At 33.5% G+C, this 18,677-nt stretch carries 21 protein-coding genes and 1 pseudogene; 7 read left to right on the top strand and 15 right to left on the bottom strand.

What is annotated here, in order from left to right; genetic code table 11:
- Positions 1–161: 161 nt before the first annotated feature.
- Complete coding sequence (locus CEF14_RS03680) at positions 162–1,166, top strand: CAP domain-containing protein (RefSeq protein ID WP_102694278.1); 1,005 nt, start codon at positions 162–164, stop codon at positions 1,164–1,166.
- A 75-nt stretch (positions 1,167–1,241) separates the two neighbouring features.
- Here the strand turns inward: CEF14_RS03680 and CEF14_RS03675 are convergent, their stop codons facing one another.
- The 4 genes from CEF14_RS03675 to cyoE all read right to left on the bottom strand — a co-directional run bounded on the left by CEF14_RS03675 (position 1,242) and on the right by cyoE (position 5,447).
- Positions 1,242–1,865, bottom strand: a complete 624-nt coding sequence (locus tag CEF14_RS03675; protein WP_102694277.1) for a LysE family translocator — start codon at positions 1,863–1,865, stop codon at positions 1,242–1,244.
- A 43-nt stretch (positions 1,866–1,908) separates the two neighbouring features.
- Positions 1,909–2,673: an amidohydrolase family protein gene (locus tag CEF14_RS03670; RefSeq protein ID WP_102691602.1), complete on the bottom strand. Its 765-nt coding sequence runs from the start codon at positions 2,671–2,673 to the stop codon at positions 1,909–1,911.
- Positions 2,674–3,173: 500 nt separating this feature from the next.
- Positions 3,174–3,572, bottom strand: a complete 399-nt coding sequence (locus tag CEF14_RS03665) for a DoxX family protein (protein ID WP_102691601.1) — start codon at positions 3,570–3,572, stop codon at positions 3,174–3,176.
- A gap of 927 nt (positions 3,573–4,499) precedes the next feature.
- On the bottom strand, positions 4,500–5,447 hold the full coding sequence (gene cyoE, locus CEF14_RS03655) for a heme o synthase (protein ID WP_102691599.1): 948 nt from the start codon (positions 5,445–5,447) through the stop codon (positions 4,500–4,502).
- A gap of 426 nt (positions 5,448–5,873) precedes the next feature.
- Here cyoE and proC point away from each other — a divergent pair, with 426 nt between their 5' ends.
- Positions 5,874–6,668, top strand: a complete 795-nt coding sequence (proC, locus tag CEF14_RS03650; RefSeq protein WP_102691598.1) for a pyrroline-5-carboxylate reductase — start codon at positions 5,874–5,876, stop codon at positions 6,666–6,668.
- A 45-nt stretch (positions 6,669–6,713) separates the two neighbouring features.
- On the opposite strand, the gene CEF14_RS03645 is transcribed toward proC, so the two are convergent.
- Positions 6,714–7,250, bottom strand: a complete 537-nt coding sequence (locus CEF14_RS03645) for a hypothetical protein (protein ID WP_102691597.1) — start codon at positions 7,248–7,250, stop codon at positions 6,714–6,716.
- A gap of 155 nt (positions 7,251–7,405) precedes the next feature.
- Here CEF14_RS03645 and CEF14_RS03640 point away from each other — a divergent pair, with 155 nt between their 5' ends.
- A complete protein-coding gene (locus CEF14_RS03640) occupies positions 7,406–7,627 on the top strand; it encodes a KTSC domain-containing protein (protein ID WP_102691596.1) in 222 nt (73 codons plus the stop codon).
- 770 nt (positions 7,628–8,397) lie between these two features.
- Here the strand turns inward: CEF14_RS03640 and CEF14_RS19185 are convergent.
- Positions 8,398–8,556 (bottom strand): annotated as a pseudogene (locus CEF14_RS19185) (MFS transporter); the annotation flags it as partial.
- Between the two features lie 250 nt (positions 8,557–8,806).
- Between CEF14_RS19185 and CEF14_RS03630 the strand changes: the two are divergent.
- From CEF14_RS03630 to CEF14_RS03620, 3 genes are read left to right on the top strand one after another with little or no spacing between them, the layout of a single operon-like run.
- Positions 8,807–9,172 carry a DUF2089 domain-containing protein gene (locus CEF14_RS03630; RefSeq protein ID WP_102691595.1) on the top strand — a complete coding sequence of 122 codons (366 nt, stop codon included), beginning with the start codon at positions 8,807–8,809 and terminating at the stop codon, positions 9,170–9,172.
- Positions 9,173–9,185: 13 nt separating this feature from the next.
- Positions 9,186–9,575: an SHOCT-like domain-containing protein gene (locus CEF14_RS03625; protein WP_102691594.1), complete on the top strand. Its 390-nt coding sequence runs from the start codon at positions 9,186–9,188 to the stop codon at positions 9,573–9,575.
- Between the two features lie 10 nt (positions 9,576–9,585).
- On the top strand, positions 9,586–9,867 hold the full coding sequence (locus CEF14_RS03620) for a hypothetical protein (RefSeq protein WP_102694276.1): 282 nt from the start codon (positions 9,586–9,588) through the stop codon (positions 9,865–9,867).
- A gap of 248 nt (positions 9,868–10,115) precedes the next feature.
- On the opposite strand, the gene CEF14_RS03615 is transcribed toward CEF14_RS03620, so the two are convergent.
- Complete coding sequence (locus tag CEF14_RS03615; RefSeq protein WP_211284556.1) at positions 10,116–10,274, bottom strand: PhzF family phenazine biosynthesis protein; 159 nt, start codon at positions 10,272–10,274, stop codon at positions 10,116–10,118.
- A gap of 366 nt (positions 10,275–10,640) precedes the next feature.
- Between CEF14_RS03615 and bluB the strand changes: the two genes are divergently transcribed.
- Positions 10,641–11,315, top strand: coding sequence for a 5,6-dimethylbenzimidazole synthase (bluB, locus tag CEF14_RS03610; RefSeq protein ID WP_102691593.1), 675 nt, complete (start codon positions 10,641–10,643; stop codon positions 11,313–11,315).
- Between the two features lie 266 nt (positions 11,316–11,581).
- On the opposite strand, the gene CEF14_RS03605 is transcribed toward bluB, so the two are convergent.
- The 8 genes from CEF14_RS03605 to CEF14_RS03565 all read right to left on the bottom strand — a co-directional run bounded on the left by CEF14_RS03605 (position 11,582) and on the right by CEF14_RS03565 (position 18,620).
- Positions 11,582–12,094, bottom strand: a complete 513-nt coding sequence (locus CEF14_RS03605; RefSeq protein ID WP_102691592.1) for a DinB family protein — start codon at positions 12,092–12,094, stop codon at positions 11,582–11,584.
- Positions 12,095–12,885: 791 nt separating this feature from the next.
- Positions 12,886–13,170 carry a hypothetical protein gene (locus CEF14_RS03595; RefSeq protein WP_102691590.1) on the bottom strand — a complete coding sequence of 95 codons (285 nt, stop codon included), beginning with the start codon at positions 13,168–13,170 and terminating at the stop codon, positions 12,886–12,888.
- A 275-nt stretch (positions 13,171–13,445) separates the two neighbouring features.
- Positions 13,446–13,868, bottom strand: coding sequence for an MFS transporter (locus CEF14_RS03590; protein WP_211284555.1), 423 nt, complete (start codon positions 13,866–13,868; stop codon positions 13,446–13,448).
- Between the two features lie 1,245 nt (positions 13,869–15,113).
- Complete coding sequence (locus CEF14_RS03585) at positions 15,114–16,439, bottom strand: NAD(P)-binding domain-containing protein (protein ID WP_102691589.1); 1,326 nt, start codon at positions 16,437–16,439, stop codon at positions 15,114–15,116.
- A 103-nt stretch (positions 16,440–16,542) separates the two neighbouring features.
- Entirely contained in the window at positions 16,543–16,827 is a 285-nt protein-coding gene (locus CEF14_RS03580) for an iron-sulfur cluster assembly accessory protein (protein WP_102691588.1), read from the bottom strand.
- Positions 16,827–17,243: an arsenate reductase (thioredoxin) gene (arsC, locus tag CEF14_RS03575; protein WP_102691587.1), complete on the bottom strand. Its 417-nt coding sequence runs from the start codon at positions 17,241–17,243 to the stop codon at positions 16,827–16,829. The genes CEF14_RS03580 and arsC overlap by 1 nt, the downstream gene beginning before the upstream one ends.
- A 13-nt stretch (positions 17,244–17,256) precedes the next feature.
- Positions 17,257–18,315, bottom strand: coding sequence for an ACR3 family arsenite efflux transporter (arsB, locus tag CEF14_RS03570; protein WP_102691586.1), 1,059 nt, complete (start codon positions 18,313–18,315; stop codon positions 17,257–17,259).
- Entirely contained in the window at positions 18,312–18,620 is a 309-nt protein-coding gene (locus CEF14_RS03565; RefSeq protein ID WP_102691585.1) for an ArsR/SmtB family transcription factor, read from the bottom strand. The genes arsB and CEF14_RS03565 overlap by 4 nt, the downstream gene beginning before the upstream one ends.
- Positions 18,621–18,677 lie beyond the last annotated feature (57 nt).

Genomic DNA, 18,677 nt, shown 5'->3' with positions numbered 1-18,677 from the left:
GCACAGTCCTTCATTAGAGACTTGTACTGCTTTTTATATGAAATCATCAGTAAAAAATTTTTAAAATTAGAAAAATATTAAACACCTGGATATATAAAATACGCCATACATATAATTTTAAGTATATAATGCTAAGAAGATGATAAATGGGAGAAGAAAAGATGAAAAAACTTCTATTAGGTGTAATTCTTATAGCTGGTTGTATATATGGTTACAAACATATTGATCATACACAATTAACCGAAAAAATTGTTACTGCTGAAAAAGAAATTCAAAAAGAAACACTACAAAAAATCGAAAACTTCCGAGTAAAAGAAGAAGCGTCTAAGGAACAAGGAAAAGAAATAAAAGTGAATCATTTAGGAATCCCGATTATAAAAAATTCTCCTAAAATGATTGTAGCAAGCGAATACAATAAAGAATGGTATGTATATGAAAATCATTTTAAAAACTTTACCTTATCATTCTCAGATAAAAGTGGTGGCTATGTTACAGGATATGGACGTACAATTTTTGGCGCAACCATCGGCAAAACAACTTATAATCAATTAAAGCAAAAATTAGGTACACCCATTTCACAAATTTTAAAAGGAAATGTTATTTACCAACTGTCTAGCAGTCATGGCAAAGAACAGTTACTCTATAATATTGATGGCTATTATGTAACGTTTTTTATTGATAATCACAATCAAAACAAGCTTCGTTCTGTCCAATACGTAAAAAAAGACGTAGAGCTGCAGAAAAATGGATATTATGGACAAGGTACTTTCCAATTAAGAGAGGGTTATGAGAAATTAATGGTCGAATTGATCAATGAAAGTCGAGTAGGATTTGGTTTGAAACCACTTACCTACGATCAAGGATTAACTGCACAAGCCAGAAAACATAGTCAAGATATGATCGATCATCACTATTTTTCACATATTGGCAGTGATGGCAGTCAACCACAAAGTCGAATGAAAGCAGCTGGTTATAACGAACACCTCTATGCCGAAAACATAGCTTCGGGACAATTCAGTAGTATCTATGCACATGAAGCTCTTATGAACAGTCTAGGTCATCGAGAAAATATCCTAAATCCTGATTTAACACATGTTGGTGTAGGTGTAGCATTTGATGCGAAGAATGTTCCTTATTATACGATCAACTTTTATACACCATTTTAATTTAGGTTTTTTCCCTATTTCATCTTTTCGACTCTAAAATAAGAGATTATCTCTAAAAATGGACGCCAAAAAGTGCTATCTTTCACTAAATGCAATTTTAAGACCAATAAGTACAAACAGCACCCCTTGAATTTTGTTCATTCTCTTTGCGATCACTGGCTTTCCAATGAGCCATTTCCGTAAAGTACCTGCAAAAATGCTAAATAAGCTAAACAACATAAAAGCTTGTACTAAAAATACAACACCTAAAATAAGCATTTGTAACGATACTTGTCCAGCTGTAGGATTGATAAATTGAGGCAATAAAGCTAAAAAGAACAAGGAAACTTTCGGATTTAGCACATTCATTAAAATTCCTCTTTTGTATAAATCCTTATAAGCCAGCTTTTTTTGAGATTTGATGATAAATGGATCATCTTTTGCACGAAATGACTGCCATGCTAGGTATAGTAGATATGCTGCTCCTGCCCATTTTACAATTGTGAAAACAATTGTGGATTGATAGATAATTGCAGAAATTCCAAGAACCGCAGCAGTTATATGTACGATTAACCCCGTACAGAGTCCAAGAGTTGTATAAACTCCAGCTTTCCAACTTTGCGTTAAACTCTGCGCCATCACAAACAAATTATCTGGACCTGGCATTAAAGAAAGTAAAATAGCAGCCCCTAAAAAAGAGAATAATAGTGAGAGCGTCATTTCAAAAAACCTGCCTTCTCTAAATTTTGAAAATTCCATCTTTTCATTGTACAACATCTACCTCTTTAAGCCCATACCATTGACAACCATTTTTATAGAATATCTTCTCTGCAATATCTTTCTCAAAATGTTGGTGAATGAGTTCTATATCATGTGGATGGAATGGTCTTTTTGCCCTTGTAGAAGGCAAATCTGTACCAAACATCAAAGAGTCAGGATTAATATTGATGATTTTCTTCATCGTATCAACTAGATCTAGCTCGACTCTCCCAAAACCAGTCGCTTTCACCTTTAGTCCTTTCTCTACTAATCTCAGTAATGTGGGTACCCCTTCTTGAGATAATCCTAGATGATCAATGGATACTTTTGGTAACTTTGCAATTACCTTTTCTAAATCTCCAATCTCCTTTGCATCAATATATAATTCGGTATGCCATCCAGCCAAATCAAAAACACGATTTGCCAAGATTTCAAGCTTCAAAACTTCTTCTGAACCTCCCCTTTTTACATTAAAACGGATCGCCCGTACGCCTATGTTATCTAATCGTAAAATTTCTTCGTCACTTGTATCAAATGGCAATTGTGTCACACCCACATAATTTGGACCTAACTTTTCTAAAGCATCCGTTAGATAACGTTGATCAAATTTTTGAAAAGAACCTGAAACAATTGCACCACCATTAATATTGTACGGTAATGCAATGTTAAGATAATCCTTAACTTTAAAAACCGGAGGCATATAGCCGTTATTTTCGTAAATCGGAAAAGCATCATCGATTATATGAAAATGAGCATCGAAAATAATCATTCAAACATCCCCTTTCGAATCTATCTTACAAGAAATTAACTGATCATAAAATTTTATATATTTTATGTATTTTTATAATTTTTACTTATACTAAGAAATCGATTAATAGGAAGATTTGATACGAAATATAGTTATTTCGTTAGATTTGCATTAATTTTAAACGAAAATAAAAAATTCCTTTTTAGTGGAGTAGCAATCGATTACGATCTAAATCCGCTAAAAAGGAACATTGCAACTAGCTAGAACTATGTTTTTTTGATCTTCTAAATGATCTTCTCTAACTCTCATTTATAGAATTAGGATGTTATCTTTATTGAAAAGTAAGAGAGCATCATCTTTCGTCTGCAACTGTCCATGAAGTTCCCCTTTTTACAGCCCAAGGCTACATCATTTATATTGCACCTTGTTTACAACAACCTCTAACAAAACAGAAGATATCTTTTGCATCCGCTTCTATAGAAATTTTTAATAATTTTTATTCATAATCGTATATAAGTGTTTTAGAAAAATAAAGCATCCAGACTATAAGCACCTGGGCCAATCAAAGCGATACCGATCGCAATCGCCAATACAGTTAGGTTATATTCGTAACCATTTGCTGTTGCCCATAATCCATTTGCCCCGTGTACTTTGATGATTGCCATTACCATAGTTCCCGCAATCAAAATTCCACCAATTGGTGTTAACAGTCCTGTAGCAAATAAAATACCGCCAATCAGTTCTCCAAGTCCTGCAAAAATTGCCATAGCTATTCCGGGTTTCATACCGATTGATTCAAACCATCCTCCAGTACCTTTTACCCCATAACCTCCAAACCAACCAAATAACTTTTGTGCGCCGTGACCAATGAATAACAACCCTATAACTAAACGGATCACTAATAATCCTATATTCATCATTTTTAAACCCTCCTATTTTATCTTGAATTCGAGATATTAGTTTAAAAAAATTTATTAAATCGATATTTAGACGGTTTTATCTTGAATCTTTATTTCTGATATCTTGAATTCGAGATAACTATAATACGAATCATTTATCTTGTCAATAACTTTTTAAATAAAATATTTAGAATGGCGTTTATTATAAAAAGATTTATGATGCTCTCATTGTCCGCGGAATCGTTTTTCCTTTCAAACTTGAACTACTGCCGTGGATTATGAACTGGTCACTTGGTTTTACTCGCGTTTTCATCGGATTTACTCGCGTTCTGTGGTGAAATACTCGCGTTCTCTGATAATATACTCGCGGATTTCCCTTTTGTATCCACTTTTCAGCTTTTTTATGTCCTGGAATTCAATGATGCTCTCATTGTCCGCGGACTCACTTTTTCTTTTATAATTGAACTGTTGCCGCGGATTATGAACTGGTCACTTGGTTTTACTCGCGTTTTTAAAGGTTTTACTCGCGTTCTATGGTGAAATACTCGCGTTTTCTGGCAAAATACTCGCGGATTTTCCTTTTGTATCCGCGTTTCAGCCATTTTATGTCCTGGAATTCAATGATGCTCTCATTGTCCGCGGAATCGTTTTTCCTTTCAAACTTGAACTACTGCCGCGGATTATGAACTGGTCACTTGGTTTTACTCGCGTTTTTAAAGGTTTTACTCGCGTTCTATGGTGAAATACTCGCGTTTTCTGGCAAAATACTCGCGGATTTTCCTTTTGTATCCGCGTTTCGGCTATTTTATGTCTTCCCGGCTTTTATGAATCAAATGATGTTGACTCCAAAGCCCGTTGCCACAATCAGTAAATTTGTTTATGGCCCGTAATGTATCTACTACTAAAAAACTCGACATTTTCCAAAAAGAAAATGCCGAGTTTATTTTTTTAGTGTAGTTTTAAAAATAGCCCTACAATCGAATAAATAATAACCGTTGAGAAAAGAACGGTCATATGGAGTAACGAATAGACAAAGAGTAAATTTGCCCATTTTTTGGGTTCCTTTTTATGATAACCGTAGATATTCATTGCAAGCCATACAATACTTAAAAGCAATGCCACTAGCATTAATCCATAACTTAAAGTACCGAGTAATAAACAACTTGCAATTAATAAGATTAAATAAATATTCGTTGTAATATATGTCCGTTTCATCCCTTTTGCAACTGGTAACATCGGAACATTTGCTGCACGGTAATCGTCTTGTTTACGAATGGCAATTGCATAAAAATGCGGCATTTGCCAGATCAACGTGATTACAAATAACCCCAAAACAGCAGGATGCAAAATATTTGGATGTATTGCTGCCCAACCGATTAGTGGTGGCATTGCACCTGAAATACTTCCGACTTCTGTATTGTATACTGTGTATCGTTTTGTCCATATTGTATAAGGAAAAACATAGAAGAATAGTCCGGTAAAACCAAGCAATGCCGCTAAAGGCGTTGCAATGTATAGAGCCAATAAACCGAGGATTGTCGAACCTATTCCTATTAACCACACATATCCAATTTTGATATCACCTGTTACCGTTGGACGTTTCTTCGTTCTCTGCATGAGCGCATCGATATCTCTATCATATAAATTATTAAACGCACCTGCAGCAGCGATAATAAGAGCTGATCCAATAATAGCGCAAATAATATCAATTATTTTGTCAAAAGGATTTAACTCATACGTATAAAGAGCAAGTGTTAAACCTGCCACCATTGGAATAAGATTAGATTTTATTATACCTGTTTTGACCGTTTGAGCTAATATTTTTGATATAGTTGGCTTCGATACAGTGACAGCTGTATCTTGTGATGCCTGATCTCGTTTTGTGTCACTACCCATTATTTTATTTTTCATTCCTTTTCATAGCAAGAGCGCCACTATATTATAACAACTATTCGATAAAATTTCATAGTTGCCGATTTAAAATTGCTTTTTCTTTTAAAATAGCAAACAATACTTCAATCATACCAAAATTTTTTACTAAATAGATATCATTGCTTAGGAGTTCACAATAATGCCATGATTACAAGTAAACCTTAAATAAAAAGATTCTGTATGATTGATTCTTATAAAACTTTGTGTTTAACAATAGTCTGCAACATATACGGGGAAATAAACGGTTTCAATTAACTTCTAATAAACCTTCACACTTTCCAAATTACTTCCACTATCAATTTTCGAAGATGAAATATTACACAAAACAACTTTTTCGTCTTATACTTATCAATGTTTGATTATTGAAATTCGTTAGGAGTGTCACATCAATTGAAATATGGTTTTATAGGGCTAGGCAATATGGCCACTGCTATTATTAAAGGCATGATTCAAAGCAATCAATTTCATGCAAATGATATATTAGGATATAATCGTTCTTCAACTAAAACAGAGAAATTAGTCGCTGATTATCAAATAACTGGTTGCACTACGTTAGAAGAAGTGATGAAAGCAGATGTCATTATTCTTGCAGTACAACCTCAATCTTTTCCATCTCTACTACCTAAGATCAATAAATTGTTATCTGATGGACAAGTAGTTATTTCAATAGCTGCTGGAAAATCCATTGACTATTTGGAAACTGTTTTACCTAAAGCGACGTCTATCATTCGCGTTATGCCGAACATAAATGCAATTGTTGGAGCATCAACTACATGCTTTACCGCTTCTTCCTCTGCAACAGAAGCAGATAAAAAAATGGTCATTGCTCTTTTTGAAACAATTGGTTCGATGATTGAATTACCTGAGAAACAATTTACTGTATTCTCAGCAATTGCGGGTGCTTCACCTGCCTTTAGCTATCTTTATATTGATTCATTGGCTCGTGCAGGCGTACGCGCTGGAATGGATAAAAAACAAGCACTTGAAATTGCTTCTAGTGCTGTCTTCGGTAGTGCGAAAATGGTCATTGAAAGCGATGAACATCCTTGGGAATTAGTCGACCAAGTTTGCTCACCAGGTGGTACTACAATTGAAGGCGTAACTTCCTTACAAAATGACCACTTTGCGAGCACGATTTATGATGCAGTGAATGCAGTCATTGAAAAGGATCATAAACTTTCATAATCATATTTCTGATGATTACATGAAAAGTCCACTTCAAATGTAGTGTTAATTGGAGTGGACTTTTTTCATTTGCTTTTCATTCAATTTTGCGATTTCCTTTGCAACGATCTTACATTGATTCATAAATTTTTTATAATCTCCTTCAATTGTTTCATTGGCATCTATTTTGGCAAGTACTAATGCTTTTTCTAAAGCTTGTGCATATTGTTTATCTTTTTTCTTCCATTTCGCTATCGTCTGACTCGTATTTTGAGGTAATCTTTGAAGACCTTGATTGATTTCACGTAAATTTAGTTTTTCTTCTTCTTTTAGCTTCGAATGTGCGAAATGCCGTTCCTGTAAAACTTCTTTTATAGCCTTTTGAACTTTAAATGCTTGAAAAGACACTAATTCTGGATGTTTCCAATTATTCTCCTGTTGATTTTGGATCATACTCTGTAACTCGACAAGCGGCTCTTGAATTTCATCCAGATAGTAATTATTTTGTTGAGAATCCTTGTTAATAAACGAATAGGCAAGAAAACAAAGTGTCAATAAATTCGAAATAATCAAAAAGGTGATAAGTTGTTTAATTTTCGACATAATAACCCCCTTACCTATTATTATACTTTTCACCAAAGTAATAATACTAGATTTTCAAATATTAACAAATTCTTAAAAGTAAACGCTTTCATTTTGTTTATAAATCTGTTATCTTTATAATTATACCAATCACTAAAAAATGGAGGCGTTTTATTATGGAAATGAAAGCAGTGACTTCTTCTAAATTAGCTTCTGTAGGCTATCAACCAAACGCTCTAATTTTGCGTATTGAATTTATTAAAGATGGTGTCTACGAATACTATGGTGTTCCTGAAATGTATTATCATGGATTAATCGAAGCTGAATCTCCAGGACGTTATTTTAAAAAATTTATAAAAGACAAGTATCGTTATGTGAGATTGCAAAATCAATCATAACAATAAAGGTGAAATTATGCTAAATACACAATAAAAAAACTCAGTAATTTTACTGAGTTTTTTAATGTACCAACGTTATTCGATCCACACTCCAATTTGACTTCCTTGTATTAAAAGTCAATAACATTCTTCCGAAAATTTTAGTTACATTAAATTACACCTACATTTTACAATGTGTATAAAGAAATATATAAATATATAAATATAGAATATATGATATAAGTTAAGCGCTCCTTACGCATTAATAGAAAATGGTTGTGAACCAAATTCAAATGCGAAAGGAGCGCTCTATTTTTATAATAGGAAAGCCCGAGATTGTTAAAGATTTACCCACAAAAATGGACAATCTTTTTTGACTATCTATTTGAATCAATTTCATAAATCAGTATTCTGTTAATAAATACGAACAATTCAGACCAACAAAGCATCTAATATTCATAGTTGACAATTCCGCTCCAGACGGCGCTTTCCACGGGCTTGACTTCAATCTCCTCGGGTCAACACGATGTTGATCACAAAGCCGTTGCCACAGGACGTGGCGTTCTTAGGCTTTGTTCCTTAATGACGTTCCTGCGGGGCTTTCAGTTCAAGCTATTCCCGTAGGAGTCGCCGTCTTCCGCTCCATATTGAACAAAAGTATAAACATTAAATGTTCGGAATTTTAATATTAATTTTGCATTATGAAATTGACTCATTTATTAAAATTACTTAGTTTCTTTCCTTTGAGATGATTCTTTTAACATTGGTAATTCTTAGTACCACCAAAGAGCTTATTCTGGATCCTGTTTCATGACTTCACGAACTTCTTTTTTTGTTTCAACTGCAGGTTAAGAACCTTTTAAGGTACGACCTGAAGTCTGAACGAATAATAGATTGAAGAAGATTAAGCCAATCACACTTATAGCTGCTAAATAATAGGCTGGTGCTATTCTACGAAACCTACATCTATTTTCTTACATATAACTCTTCAACTAATGGTTATTCAATACTTTAAGTAGAATATTTCACAAGCCCTTCTATACTCTAAAATTAAAAAGACGTTATTCCAGTAGATAATTAATAATATTAAATCTAAAATTAACATTATTAATTTTTTGTATTAAAAATTTAAGTTTTTATTATTTATTTTTTAAATTCTTTGTTATATAATCAAATCAACTAAAAGGAAGGGATTTCATAATGGCTTATAAAGTAATCACAAATTGTCCTGTCTGTAGTAAAACATTGAAAATTACAAAGTTGCAGTGCTCCCATTGTCACACGACGATTGAAAATGAGTTTGAATTTTCGAAGCTGGCATCCTTATCAAAGGATCAGCTTCATTTTGTAGAAGTTTTTTTAACATGCAGAGGGAATATCAAAGAAGTTGAAAAAGAACTGGGGATATCGTATCCAACGGTTCGAGGCAAGCTAACAGACATCATTTCATTCCTTGGATATGAGCAGAAGAAGAAAAATGAACTAGACGAGAAAAAAGTTGTCACGATGTTGGAAAATGGTGAAATCACACCAGAAGAAGCTATTAATCTATTAAAAAAGGAATAGGGAGGAATTTATCATGAAAGAGGAAATTACAAGAGTGTTAACGATGGTTCAAGAAGGGAAAATTGATGCAGATAAGGGATCAGAACTGATTCAAATATTACAAGAGAAAGAAGCAACAGATACTAAACTAGTAGAAAAATCTACGAACTATTTAGATAAAACCTTAAAAATTCGTGTTGTATCAGCAGAAAATGATAATGTCACAGTCAATTTACCTATAAAACTTCTCAAGGTAGTATTAATGGCTGGTCACAGCATCGCAGCGAGTATACCTCAATCGGAAAAATACGTGAAAGATCTAGACATCACCCTTCTTACTGAAGCAATTGAAAACGAATTAGATGGCCAAATTGTTGATATTAAATCGGCAAACGGAGATACCGTTTCGGTCATCATTGAATAGTGATTTGCTTATGATGCATGTAAAAGTAAAAGCAAAAAACGTTCGTTTTATCATCCCAATTCCATATGCTATGTTAAACTTGGTTATTTCAATCTTGTCTTCAAAATTTTTTCAACATAATATAAACAAATGGACAAAAGAACATTTCGAAAGAAAAAAACTGGACTTTACCTTTCCACTAATAGACAAAAAAACACTAAAGCCGATTGTCAAAGAGCTGAAAAATTATAAGGGGATCGAGCTAGTAGATGTCAAAGCTAAGGACGGTACCGAGGTTAAGGTTAGACTATAATTTAGTATAAAATATAGAGTCCACTGACTGGTATTCTGAAGAAAAAGCCTAATTTCCTTACAATATCGAGAAAATTATTAAAAGACAATAAAGTTATTTCATTTTATAAGCTGAAACAAGTATAACCCTGTTCTTAATTTAGGACGGGGTTATGCTTGTTTAATTTTGGATGCAAGATACTTCATTATACGAAAAAATATAAAAGATATGGATTAGTTAATCCGTTGTTAGTCTTCCACCTCATATAATCAATTTAATAATAATTCAGACTTAAATACTATTACAGCGTTTCCTGAAACTTTAACTTCTTCAGGCTCATTATTTTCAATCTTAACTTCAACTTCAATAGTCCCCGGACGTTTAATGGCTTCTCCTTGTTTAGCTTTAAATTTAAACAACCTTTTCATGAAGAAATGCAATCCCCTTATTCTAGAAAAGCGTCCGATTCTTGAATTAACTTCTTCATTATCTGTCGAATATGACCATTGGTATATATTGACTAATTTTGATAAAATTTATAGGAGATAGGTAAACTTTGAACATCAATTTGAGCTGTATACTTTTTTAGGCTTTTAGCTTAATATAGATATTTATTGTTCTAATGGTTTATTTAATAAGGTTTTTTAAGACTAAAAGACAAGAGAACCAAAAAATGCGACTTTAGAAAAGAAACTTAAGAGAATTATTGATTTACTCAAAAAGTATATAATAAGTATTATTTAACCTAGTTCTTATAAAAAGTTGATAATTTCAATAAATTTGGAGGGGTTGTTTTGCATCAATTAACTAAAGAAGAGCGAAATGGAGTATATAAGGCCATTTTCAATAGAAGAGATATAAGGTCCTTTTTAAATCTCCCCATACCTGATGATAAATTATATAATTTATTAGAGGCAGCTCACCATGCTCCTTCAGTTGGTTTTATGCAGCCATGGAATTTTATTATTATAAAAAATAATGAGATTAAGAAAGAACTTGCAGAAATCGTTGAAAAAGAAAGACGAGCATTAGCCATACATTATGAAGATACAGATCGTGAGTTGAAGTTTCTTGATCTAAAAATTGCCGGTATTATTGAAGCTCCTGTTACTATATGTGTAACTTGCAATCCTTTTAGCGGGGGTGATCATGTATTGGGAAGAAACTCTATTCCGGAAACTGATCTGATGTCTGTTAGTTGTGCGATTCAAAATATGTGGCTTGCTGCTTACGCAGAAGGATTAGCTATGGGATGGGTAAGTTTTTATAAAAAGTCCGATGTAAGAAAAATTCTCGAGATTCCATATCATATTGATCCCGTAGCATTAATTTCTATTGGGTATACAGATAATTATCCAGATCGGCCTTTGCTTGAAATACACAACTGGGAAAAACGTGAACAACTAAATCGATTGATTTTTGATAATAAATGGGGAACAAATGAAGTAAAGACGGGGCTTAGCGATTAAATGTCGGCAGTATCCCTATACGCAATAAGGAGTACCGCCTAGAAAATGCGGATTTACACCGATAAGGAAAGCCAATACTAAAAAGCTCAACTTCTCCCTACATTTTAATAGAGAAGTTGAACTTTTTCATTACTTCATTAAAGCGACATTTTCTGGAATAACTTAAATTTTGTTCAACTAACCGCACCCGTTCCTTTAAGTAGATAATATCACACACAAAGTAAAAAATTTTTTCCCCTTCAGTTAAACAGGAATCTGTAGATAATCTAGTGCCTTGCATCTAAAAGTAATTTTATCTCTTTTATTTGTTCAATGTGTCGCTGTTCATGTAAATATATCTGTTCAATCCATTGGTCAAGTGGTAATTCACCTAAGGCAGGATGCTTAAATGATTTTTCCGCCAATAGTGATTTATCCCCTATTGTACTGAGGAACGTCAGAAGTTTTATTCTCGAATCGTTCAACAAATCAATGATTGACTGAACTTCAAATGGTTCTACATCTGGTTCAACGATTTCGGGAGCTTTAAACTTTTTCGATCTATCCAATATAAGGTGAACATTTTTACGTACTTTTTGAGTATTTTCACCCTTTTTTAATCCCCATGTAATAGCCTTTATTGTTGCCTGTTCCACTAAAACTAAATGATGACAAACTTGTGCTATACTCCACATATTCATACCTGGCCTACCATTAAATTGAGTATAACTTAATAAAGTAATCTCTTTTACTAATTTATTTCTCATTTCATACAGATTGTCATTTACTAAATTACTCATGAAATTCTCCTTTCAGTGATTTTACTATTTGATTTTTGTAAATTTAATATTTCTATTTCATTTTGGTATAAAATCTTGATAAGTTTATTGAAGTCTGAACTTGATAGTGTAATTTTTAAGCCCCCTGTTTTATATTCTATTATCTCTACCATAAAATTATTATTTTCTAAAATGGTACTTGCTATTTACTTACTTTTAAATGAATATATTCAGACATCTCAACTGTGTCTATTACTTTTTCAATATCTTCATTCTGTTTTTTATGAATACGTGCAGTAAATTGCCATCCCCTCCAAGCGCTTCTGCAGCCTTCTGAAGCACTCTGTAGGCCTGCGTGGTGGAGAGAAATATGGCTATTTCCTTTCTGACTTGGTAAAAGTCATGCAGAAGGGCTCATATCGCGTGTATAGTCCTCGATCATCTCAATTCATACGTTTTCATACATATTATGTATCTTATTATATATCAAAAACGAAGAACCCAGTAAAAACGCACAAAAAAGCGTATAAAAATATACAAAATCATACATAAAAAGAGTACGGTTCAATTTTTTAAACCGTACTCTTTTTATGTATCATATTAATATTTATTAACTTATGTAAAAACTTGCATCTATAATTCTACATGCAAATAATGTTATCAAAAACGCTAATATAAACATAATCAGTATAAACTTATATTTATAACTCGGTGTTTCTTTATTTAATCTATAAAATTTTATAACTACACATAACATTGTCACCGCCATAAAAAAAACAAACAAATTTAAGAAAACAATCCCTTGCATTTAATTAACTCCTTTTCAAGCTAGTAAAATGTTTTTTCACTCTACTTAAGATACTTTTAAAAATTTCAAACAGAATTAAACAAACTAAATAGAAAAGTGCAATGTTAAATAACAAACCTAACCCCATAAAACCATAGGTTCCGTCAGTATATAGGCCTAACCACTCAGCCGGAAAACCATAAAAATGTGATTTATCATTATCCACCCTATAACCAATGTCAAAAACGAAAGAAAAGAGGAAAACTAGTAAAATACCAAAAATTAATAAATATATTCTTTTTCTTTTCAAAAAACTCTAACTCCTATCTAGTAATTTAAAATCATTAAAAGCATGATATAAAATGCGAGTTTAAAAAATATACAGTATAAGGGATTTATTGCAAGAACTATCTATTTTCATATGTTAAAAAATAAAAAACTACATTAGATAAGATGATTTTTATAACTCGTTTATTGAACTAATGCCCCCATCCTTAGCTTTTTTGGTCTACTATCTTTATTGTTCTAATTAGCCAATACAGCGCTATCCAAGGTAAAAAAAATTTGCTAGCCCATTCGATTAATCTAAAAATGACAGATAATCGATAGCATGTTCCCACGATTAGAATCTGTCGAGTATTGAAGGACCAATAAATATCCTCCCAATTTAAAAAGCGACCATGATAGCCCCCATATCGAACGTAACAGAATCCAAATTGGATAGTCTTTAACAAAGCCATAACTTAACGTAGTCAAGCCACTTAATAGAACAGCAAATAAAATTAAATTTCGAAAACTTACTTTCTTATAGATATAGCCAATCAAAGGATTTAACGGTAGCCTAACAAACCGATTAACAGATAAGATGATACCTACCTGCACCAAAGATGTTAATCCAACTGACCTCCAATGTGTAGGCAACACAATATAAAGCATGGAATCCCCTGCCAAGCAAATAGCTGTGATCAATGCGATGGCAATAATCGATGGCTTATGTTTTTGACTCATGTGGCAACCCCTCAACGAAAACCAGTCCATGGCTGTTGGACTGGTTTTTTATCCTTGAACCAACAGTAGCATGCCTATTGCTGGTAAAATCACTATATCTGTTACACTTGCTGAAATAAGTGCTCAATATATAAGCTAGTAAAATATGTTTATTATATCATAAATAGTAAAAAGCAAATAATGTCCAAGTCTCCTTTAATCACCATTACGCAACTAATATTTCCCGATTGTTGACCTATCCTATCCCTAAATAAATCATAAAAATCTTGCAATTGTTACCTAAAAAGGTTGTTTTAACTTCACAAAATATAACTCCTAATCGGTAAGAGATGCACACTCTTTCACAGCTTCGTTTCATAGTTCTGACGCAATAATAAAAATGTCATTTGAGCAAAAAAATACAATAATCTGACTAAATACTAATTAGACAAATTTCAATTTAAAATACGACTTAACTAGAATTACGTGAAAATAAAACCTAATTTATATTAAGTGTATCCATAATTTTATTAGGATCAAGCTATGTTAAGGTCATAGAATTATTGAGCTTGATTTATTGATCAATTACTATATGTTCCTCAAAGGAAAAGCAAATTTAAATCAATCGTTTTTTTCAAATAACACCAAGAAATTTAATAGATTCATATTAAATTTCTAGATTACCATTTGGATAACGACATCACAATTTCCACAAATATCTTTACTTGAAATTACATCATCCCCCACGTATACGAAAGTTAGTAAAAGCAAAAATTAAAAAGACCGCCGATGTTGGTGCATCGAACGGTCAAATCGATAGTTGATTCCTTTCAGTGGATTGGCTCCAAATTGGTTAAATAACCCATCTGAGGTCCTAACTCAAGGTTGGGTTATTTTTTATGATTAAATGACAGAATTGCTATGACTAACGGTGCAAGCGCTATTGCAAACATTAATGCTTCAAATACTGTCATGGTATCACCCCGGGCCCACACGATGTGGGTCATGCAGACGTTACCGCAGGACTCGGTGATTTTAGTCTGCGCTCCTTTTTCAAAGTGAGCCAACCATCCTTGAGTATCAGCTATCTATTACGAATTATGAAGAACGTTTGTTCTCAAAAAATATATTTATACTTGTTCTAACTACTTCTTCACTTAGAAAAAACTGCTTAACTCTATTTATTTCGGATACTGAAAACTTTCTAACAAGAATGGCCCCTTCATAAGAAATAAGACTGTTAGTGAAAACTAACAGTCTTCAATTTTAACAACAACCGCCTAACCCGCTATTGCAAACACCTGTCTCTGGAAGGTTTAGTTTCACATCTTTAGCACTTTCTAAATCTCCTGTTAAATAAGCCACTACAGATCGAACTTGTTCATACCCTGTTGCCATTAAGAATGTCGGTGCACGTCCATAGCTTTTAGCGCCTACAATATAGAAACCTTGTTCTGGTTGTCGTAAAAGTTCCTCTCCATGTGCCTCTACAGTTCCGCAACTATGCTCGTTTGGATCAATCAGAGTTGCTAAAGCTGGTACACTTTCTGTTATGGCATCAATATTTAAGCGTAATTCTCTGTTTATCGTAAAATCAGGTCTACTACCAGTATTGACAATTAAACGATCAAAACCTTCTAAAACTTTTTCTTCTGATTGATGTTCACCAATAATCGCGATTTTATCAGATTTTTTTAGTGATGAAACATAAAATGGTGTCACAACAGTAATTGTACCTTCTTCTACAAGTTGGCGAATCCGTGTACCAAGCGCTCCACGTGCAGCAAGTTCATCATTTTGTTCCCCGCCATAAGCCCTTTCAATATTTTCTTTTCTTAAAATCCACGTAATATCTGTCATCGGATGTTTTTCTTTTAGTTTGGCTAGATTTAACAAAGAATTAATGGCTGAATGACCACCACCAATAACCGCAATCTTTTTATTTGCATAGAGGTTAGATGAGGTTTCAATATTTGGAATCTGATAATCAATCTTTTGATTTAATGCTTTTTCCTCAGGCAGCCATACGCCATTCCCTTGAGCAGGGTTTGGATTACCCCAAGTACCCGTTGCATCAATAACCGCACTTGCTTCAAATTGTTTCACATCTCCATCTGACTCTACATAAAGGACGAATGATTGTTGATGACGATTTTTAGATTTCATCTTATCATTATTTTTACGAGTGATCGCAATTACTTTATGATTTGTATAAATCGAAGACTTCATATCTTCAAGCTCTGCTAAAGGTTTTAGATAATTGTCGATTAATTCATTTCCTGTAGGAATCTCCTCATCCTTTGGCTCTTGCCAATTTGTTTGTTTTAATAACTCTTTAGCCGTTGAATCCATGTTATATTGCCATGGAGAAAATAATGTGACATGTCCCCATGTACGTATATTTGAGCCTATTTCACTTCCTTGTTCAAAAAGAATAAATGATTGGTGTCTCGAAATGAGTTGGGCACCTGCGGCTAATCCAATTGGCCCCCCACCGATTATCGCAATTGGTAACTGAGATTCAGATGTACAGCAGCCCGTTGCAGGGTCACAACAACTAGGTTGGTTTAAAATTTTAAATGTGGTTTTCATTAATTTCCCTCCGTAAATAAGAATTTACTTATATATTGTTTAAATAAATAAGTAGCACGAGGCTACCTATTTATTTTTTCTAAATGTTCCTAAAAAAACTTAGTTATTTACAACTTGTTGGTGTATAGCCCACTAATAATAATCCCATTTCTCCATTTTCTTCTTCTGCATGAATGGTTACGTCTTCTACTAAAGATTTAACACTGGGATCGATAGCTACTGTTAGTTCATCAATTTTTACGATTTCATCATTTGATTGTGCATGATCTAATGCAACGCCCAAGTTCACATTGCAACAGCCAGGAATTCCAAAAAACCGAAGTGTTTTCACCTCTGAGTTTTCTATTACTTGTTTTAAATATTGTTTACCTTCAACTGAAATATCCATTAGTCTAACTCCTTTACAAACTGTTCAATTCGAGCACCAATTGCATCTCGAATTTTCCTAAATACTTGCCATTTTTCTTCTTCTGTACCTTGTGCTTTTGCTGGATCTTCAAATCCCCAATGTTCACGTTTAACTTGTGGCGGAGTCATCGGACATTTATCTGCAGCGTCTCCACAAAGCGTAACGACTAAAGTGGCGTTGTTTAAAGTTTCACTATCAATAACATCAGAAGTATGATTCGAAATATCGATTCCTACTTCTTTCATTGCTTTAATAGCATTAGGATTTACACCATGCGCTTCAATTCCTGCGCTTTTGACAATCCAATCATTCGGAAGTAATTTCCTTCCCCATCCTTCGGCCATTTGACTACGACAGGAATTCCCTGTACAAAGGAAATAAAGTACTTTTGACATTGAATAAATCTCCTTATAATTTAATCGTCTTAAAATATTTTTTCTGCCATCGAAGAGCTACACTTACAAGTCCGATGAGTACGGGTACTTCTACAAGTGGACCTATGACAGCTGCAAAGGCTGCTCCAGAGTGTAAGCCAAATACGGCAATCGCAACGGCAATCGCTAATTCAAAATTATTACTTGCTGCTGTGAAGGAAAGAGCTGCTGTTACGGGATAACCTGCTCCAGCTTTTCTTGATGCAAAGAACGACACAACAAACATAATAAGGAAGTAAATCAATAACGGCACGGCAATACGCAGTACATCTAACGGTAACTCTACAATCTTGTCACCTTTTAGAGCGAACATCATCACAATTGTAAACAATAAGGCAACAAGGGTTAGTGGAGAAATCTTTGGTAAAAATTTTTCTGCATAAGCTTCCTTCCCCATTATTTTGATCCCGATTAACCGTGTAAGTATCCCTGCGACAAATGGAATTCCTAGATAAATCAGTACACTTTTAGTAATTTCCCAAATGGAAATCGACACATTAAATGTATCGAGTCCGAACCAACCTGGCATCACATTTAAGAAAAGCCAAGAAAAGACGGGATACATAATGATTTGAAAAATAGAGTTAAATGCAACAAGTCCAGCTACATATTCAGGATCACCCTTCGCCAAGTCATTCCATACGATTACCATCGCAATACAACGTGCCAAGCCAATCATGATTAATCCTGCCATATATTCAGGATAATTATGTAAGAAAATGATGGCTAAGAAGAACATTAAAAACGGTCCTAGAATCCAGTTTTGAAATAAAGAAAGTGCTAAAACTTTTACATCTTTGAAGACACGCCACATTTCTTCATATTTCACTTTAGCAAGTGGTGGATACAGCATAATGATTAATCCGATTGCAATAGGAATACTAGTTGTGCCAACACTTGCCGCATCTAATACTTCTTTAAAATGAGGGAATATCAAACTAATGGTAATGCCAAGTGCCATCGCTAAGAAAATCCATAGCGTTAAATATCGATCTAAAAAAGAAAGTTGTTGGGTGATTGAGTTGTTTTTCATGATTCAACACCACATGTTCCACAATGACAAGTTGTTTTATCTTCTAATTCTTCAAGGACTTTTTGAATAATAGGCGTTTGTTCATCTACTAAACGATAGTGCTTCCACGTACCGACTTTTCGAGCTGTAATAATCCCTGCCTCCTCTAATTTTTTTAATTGTTGGCTTACTGCTGGCTGCGATAATCCAAGAACATCAACCAAATCACAAACACAAACCTCACCAGATTTTAAACAACTTAAAAGTGTTAAACGATTTGCGTCTGCAACTGCTTTTAACTGCTTTTCTAAAAATTGAATATCCATTTTTCACCTCTGTAAATTCATATATAAGAATATACTTATATTAAACCTCTATTCTTT

It is taken from the genome of Rummeliibacillus pycnus, assembly GCF_002884495.1.
Taxonomy (GTDB): Bacteria; Bacillota; Bacilli; order Bacillales_A; family Planococcaceae; genus Rummeliibacillus; species Rummeliibacillus pycnus.
The sequence above is the reverse complement of the archived record's forward strand: the minus strand, read 5'-3'. Positions and strand labels throughout refer to the sequence as shown.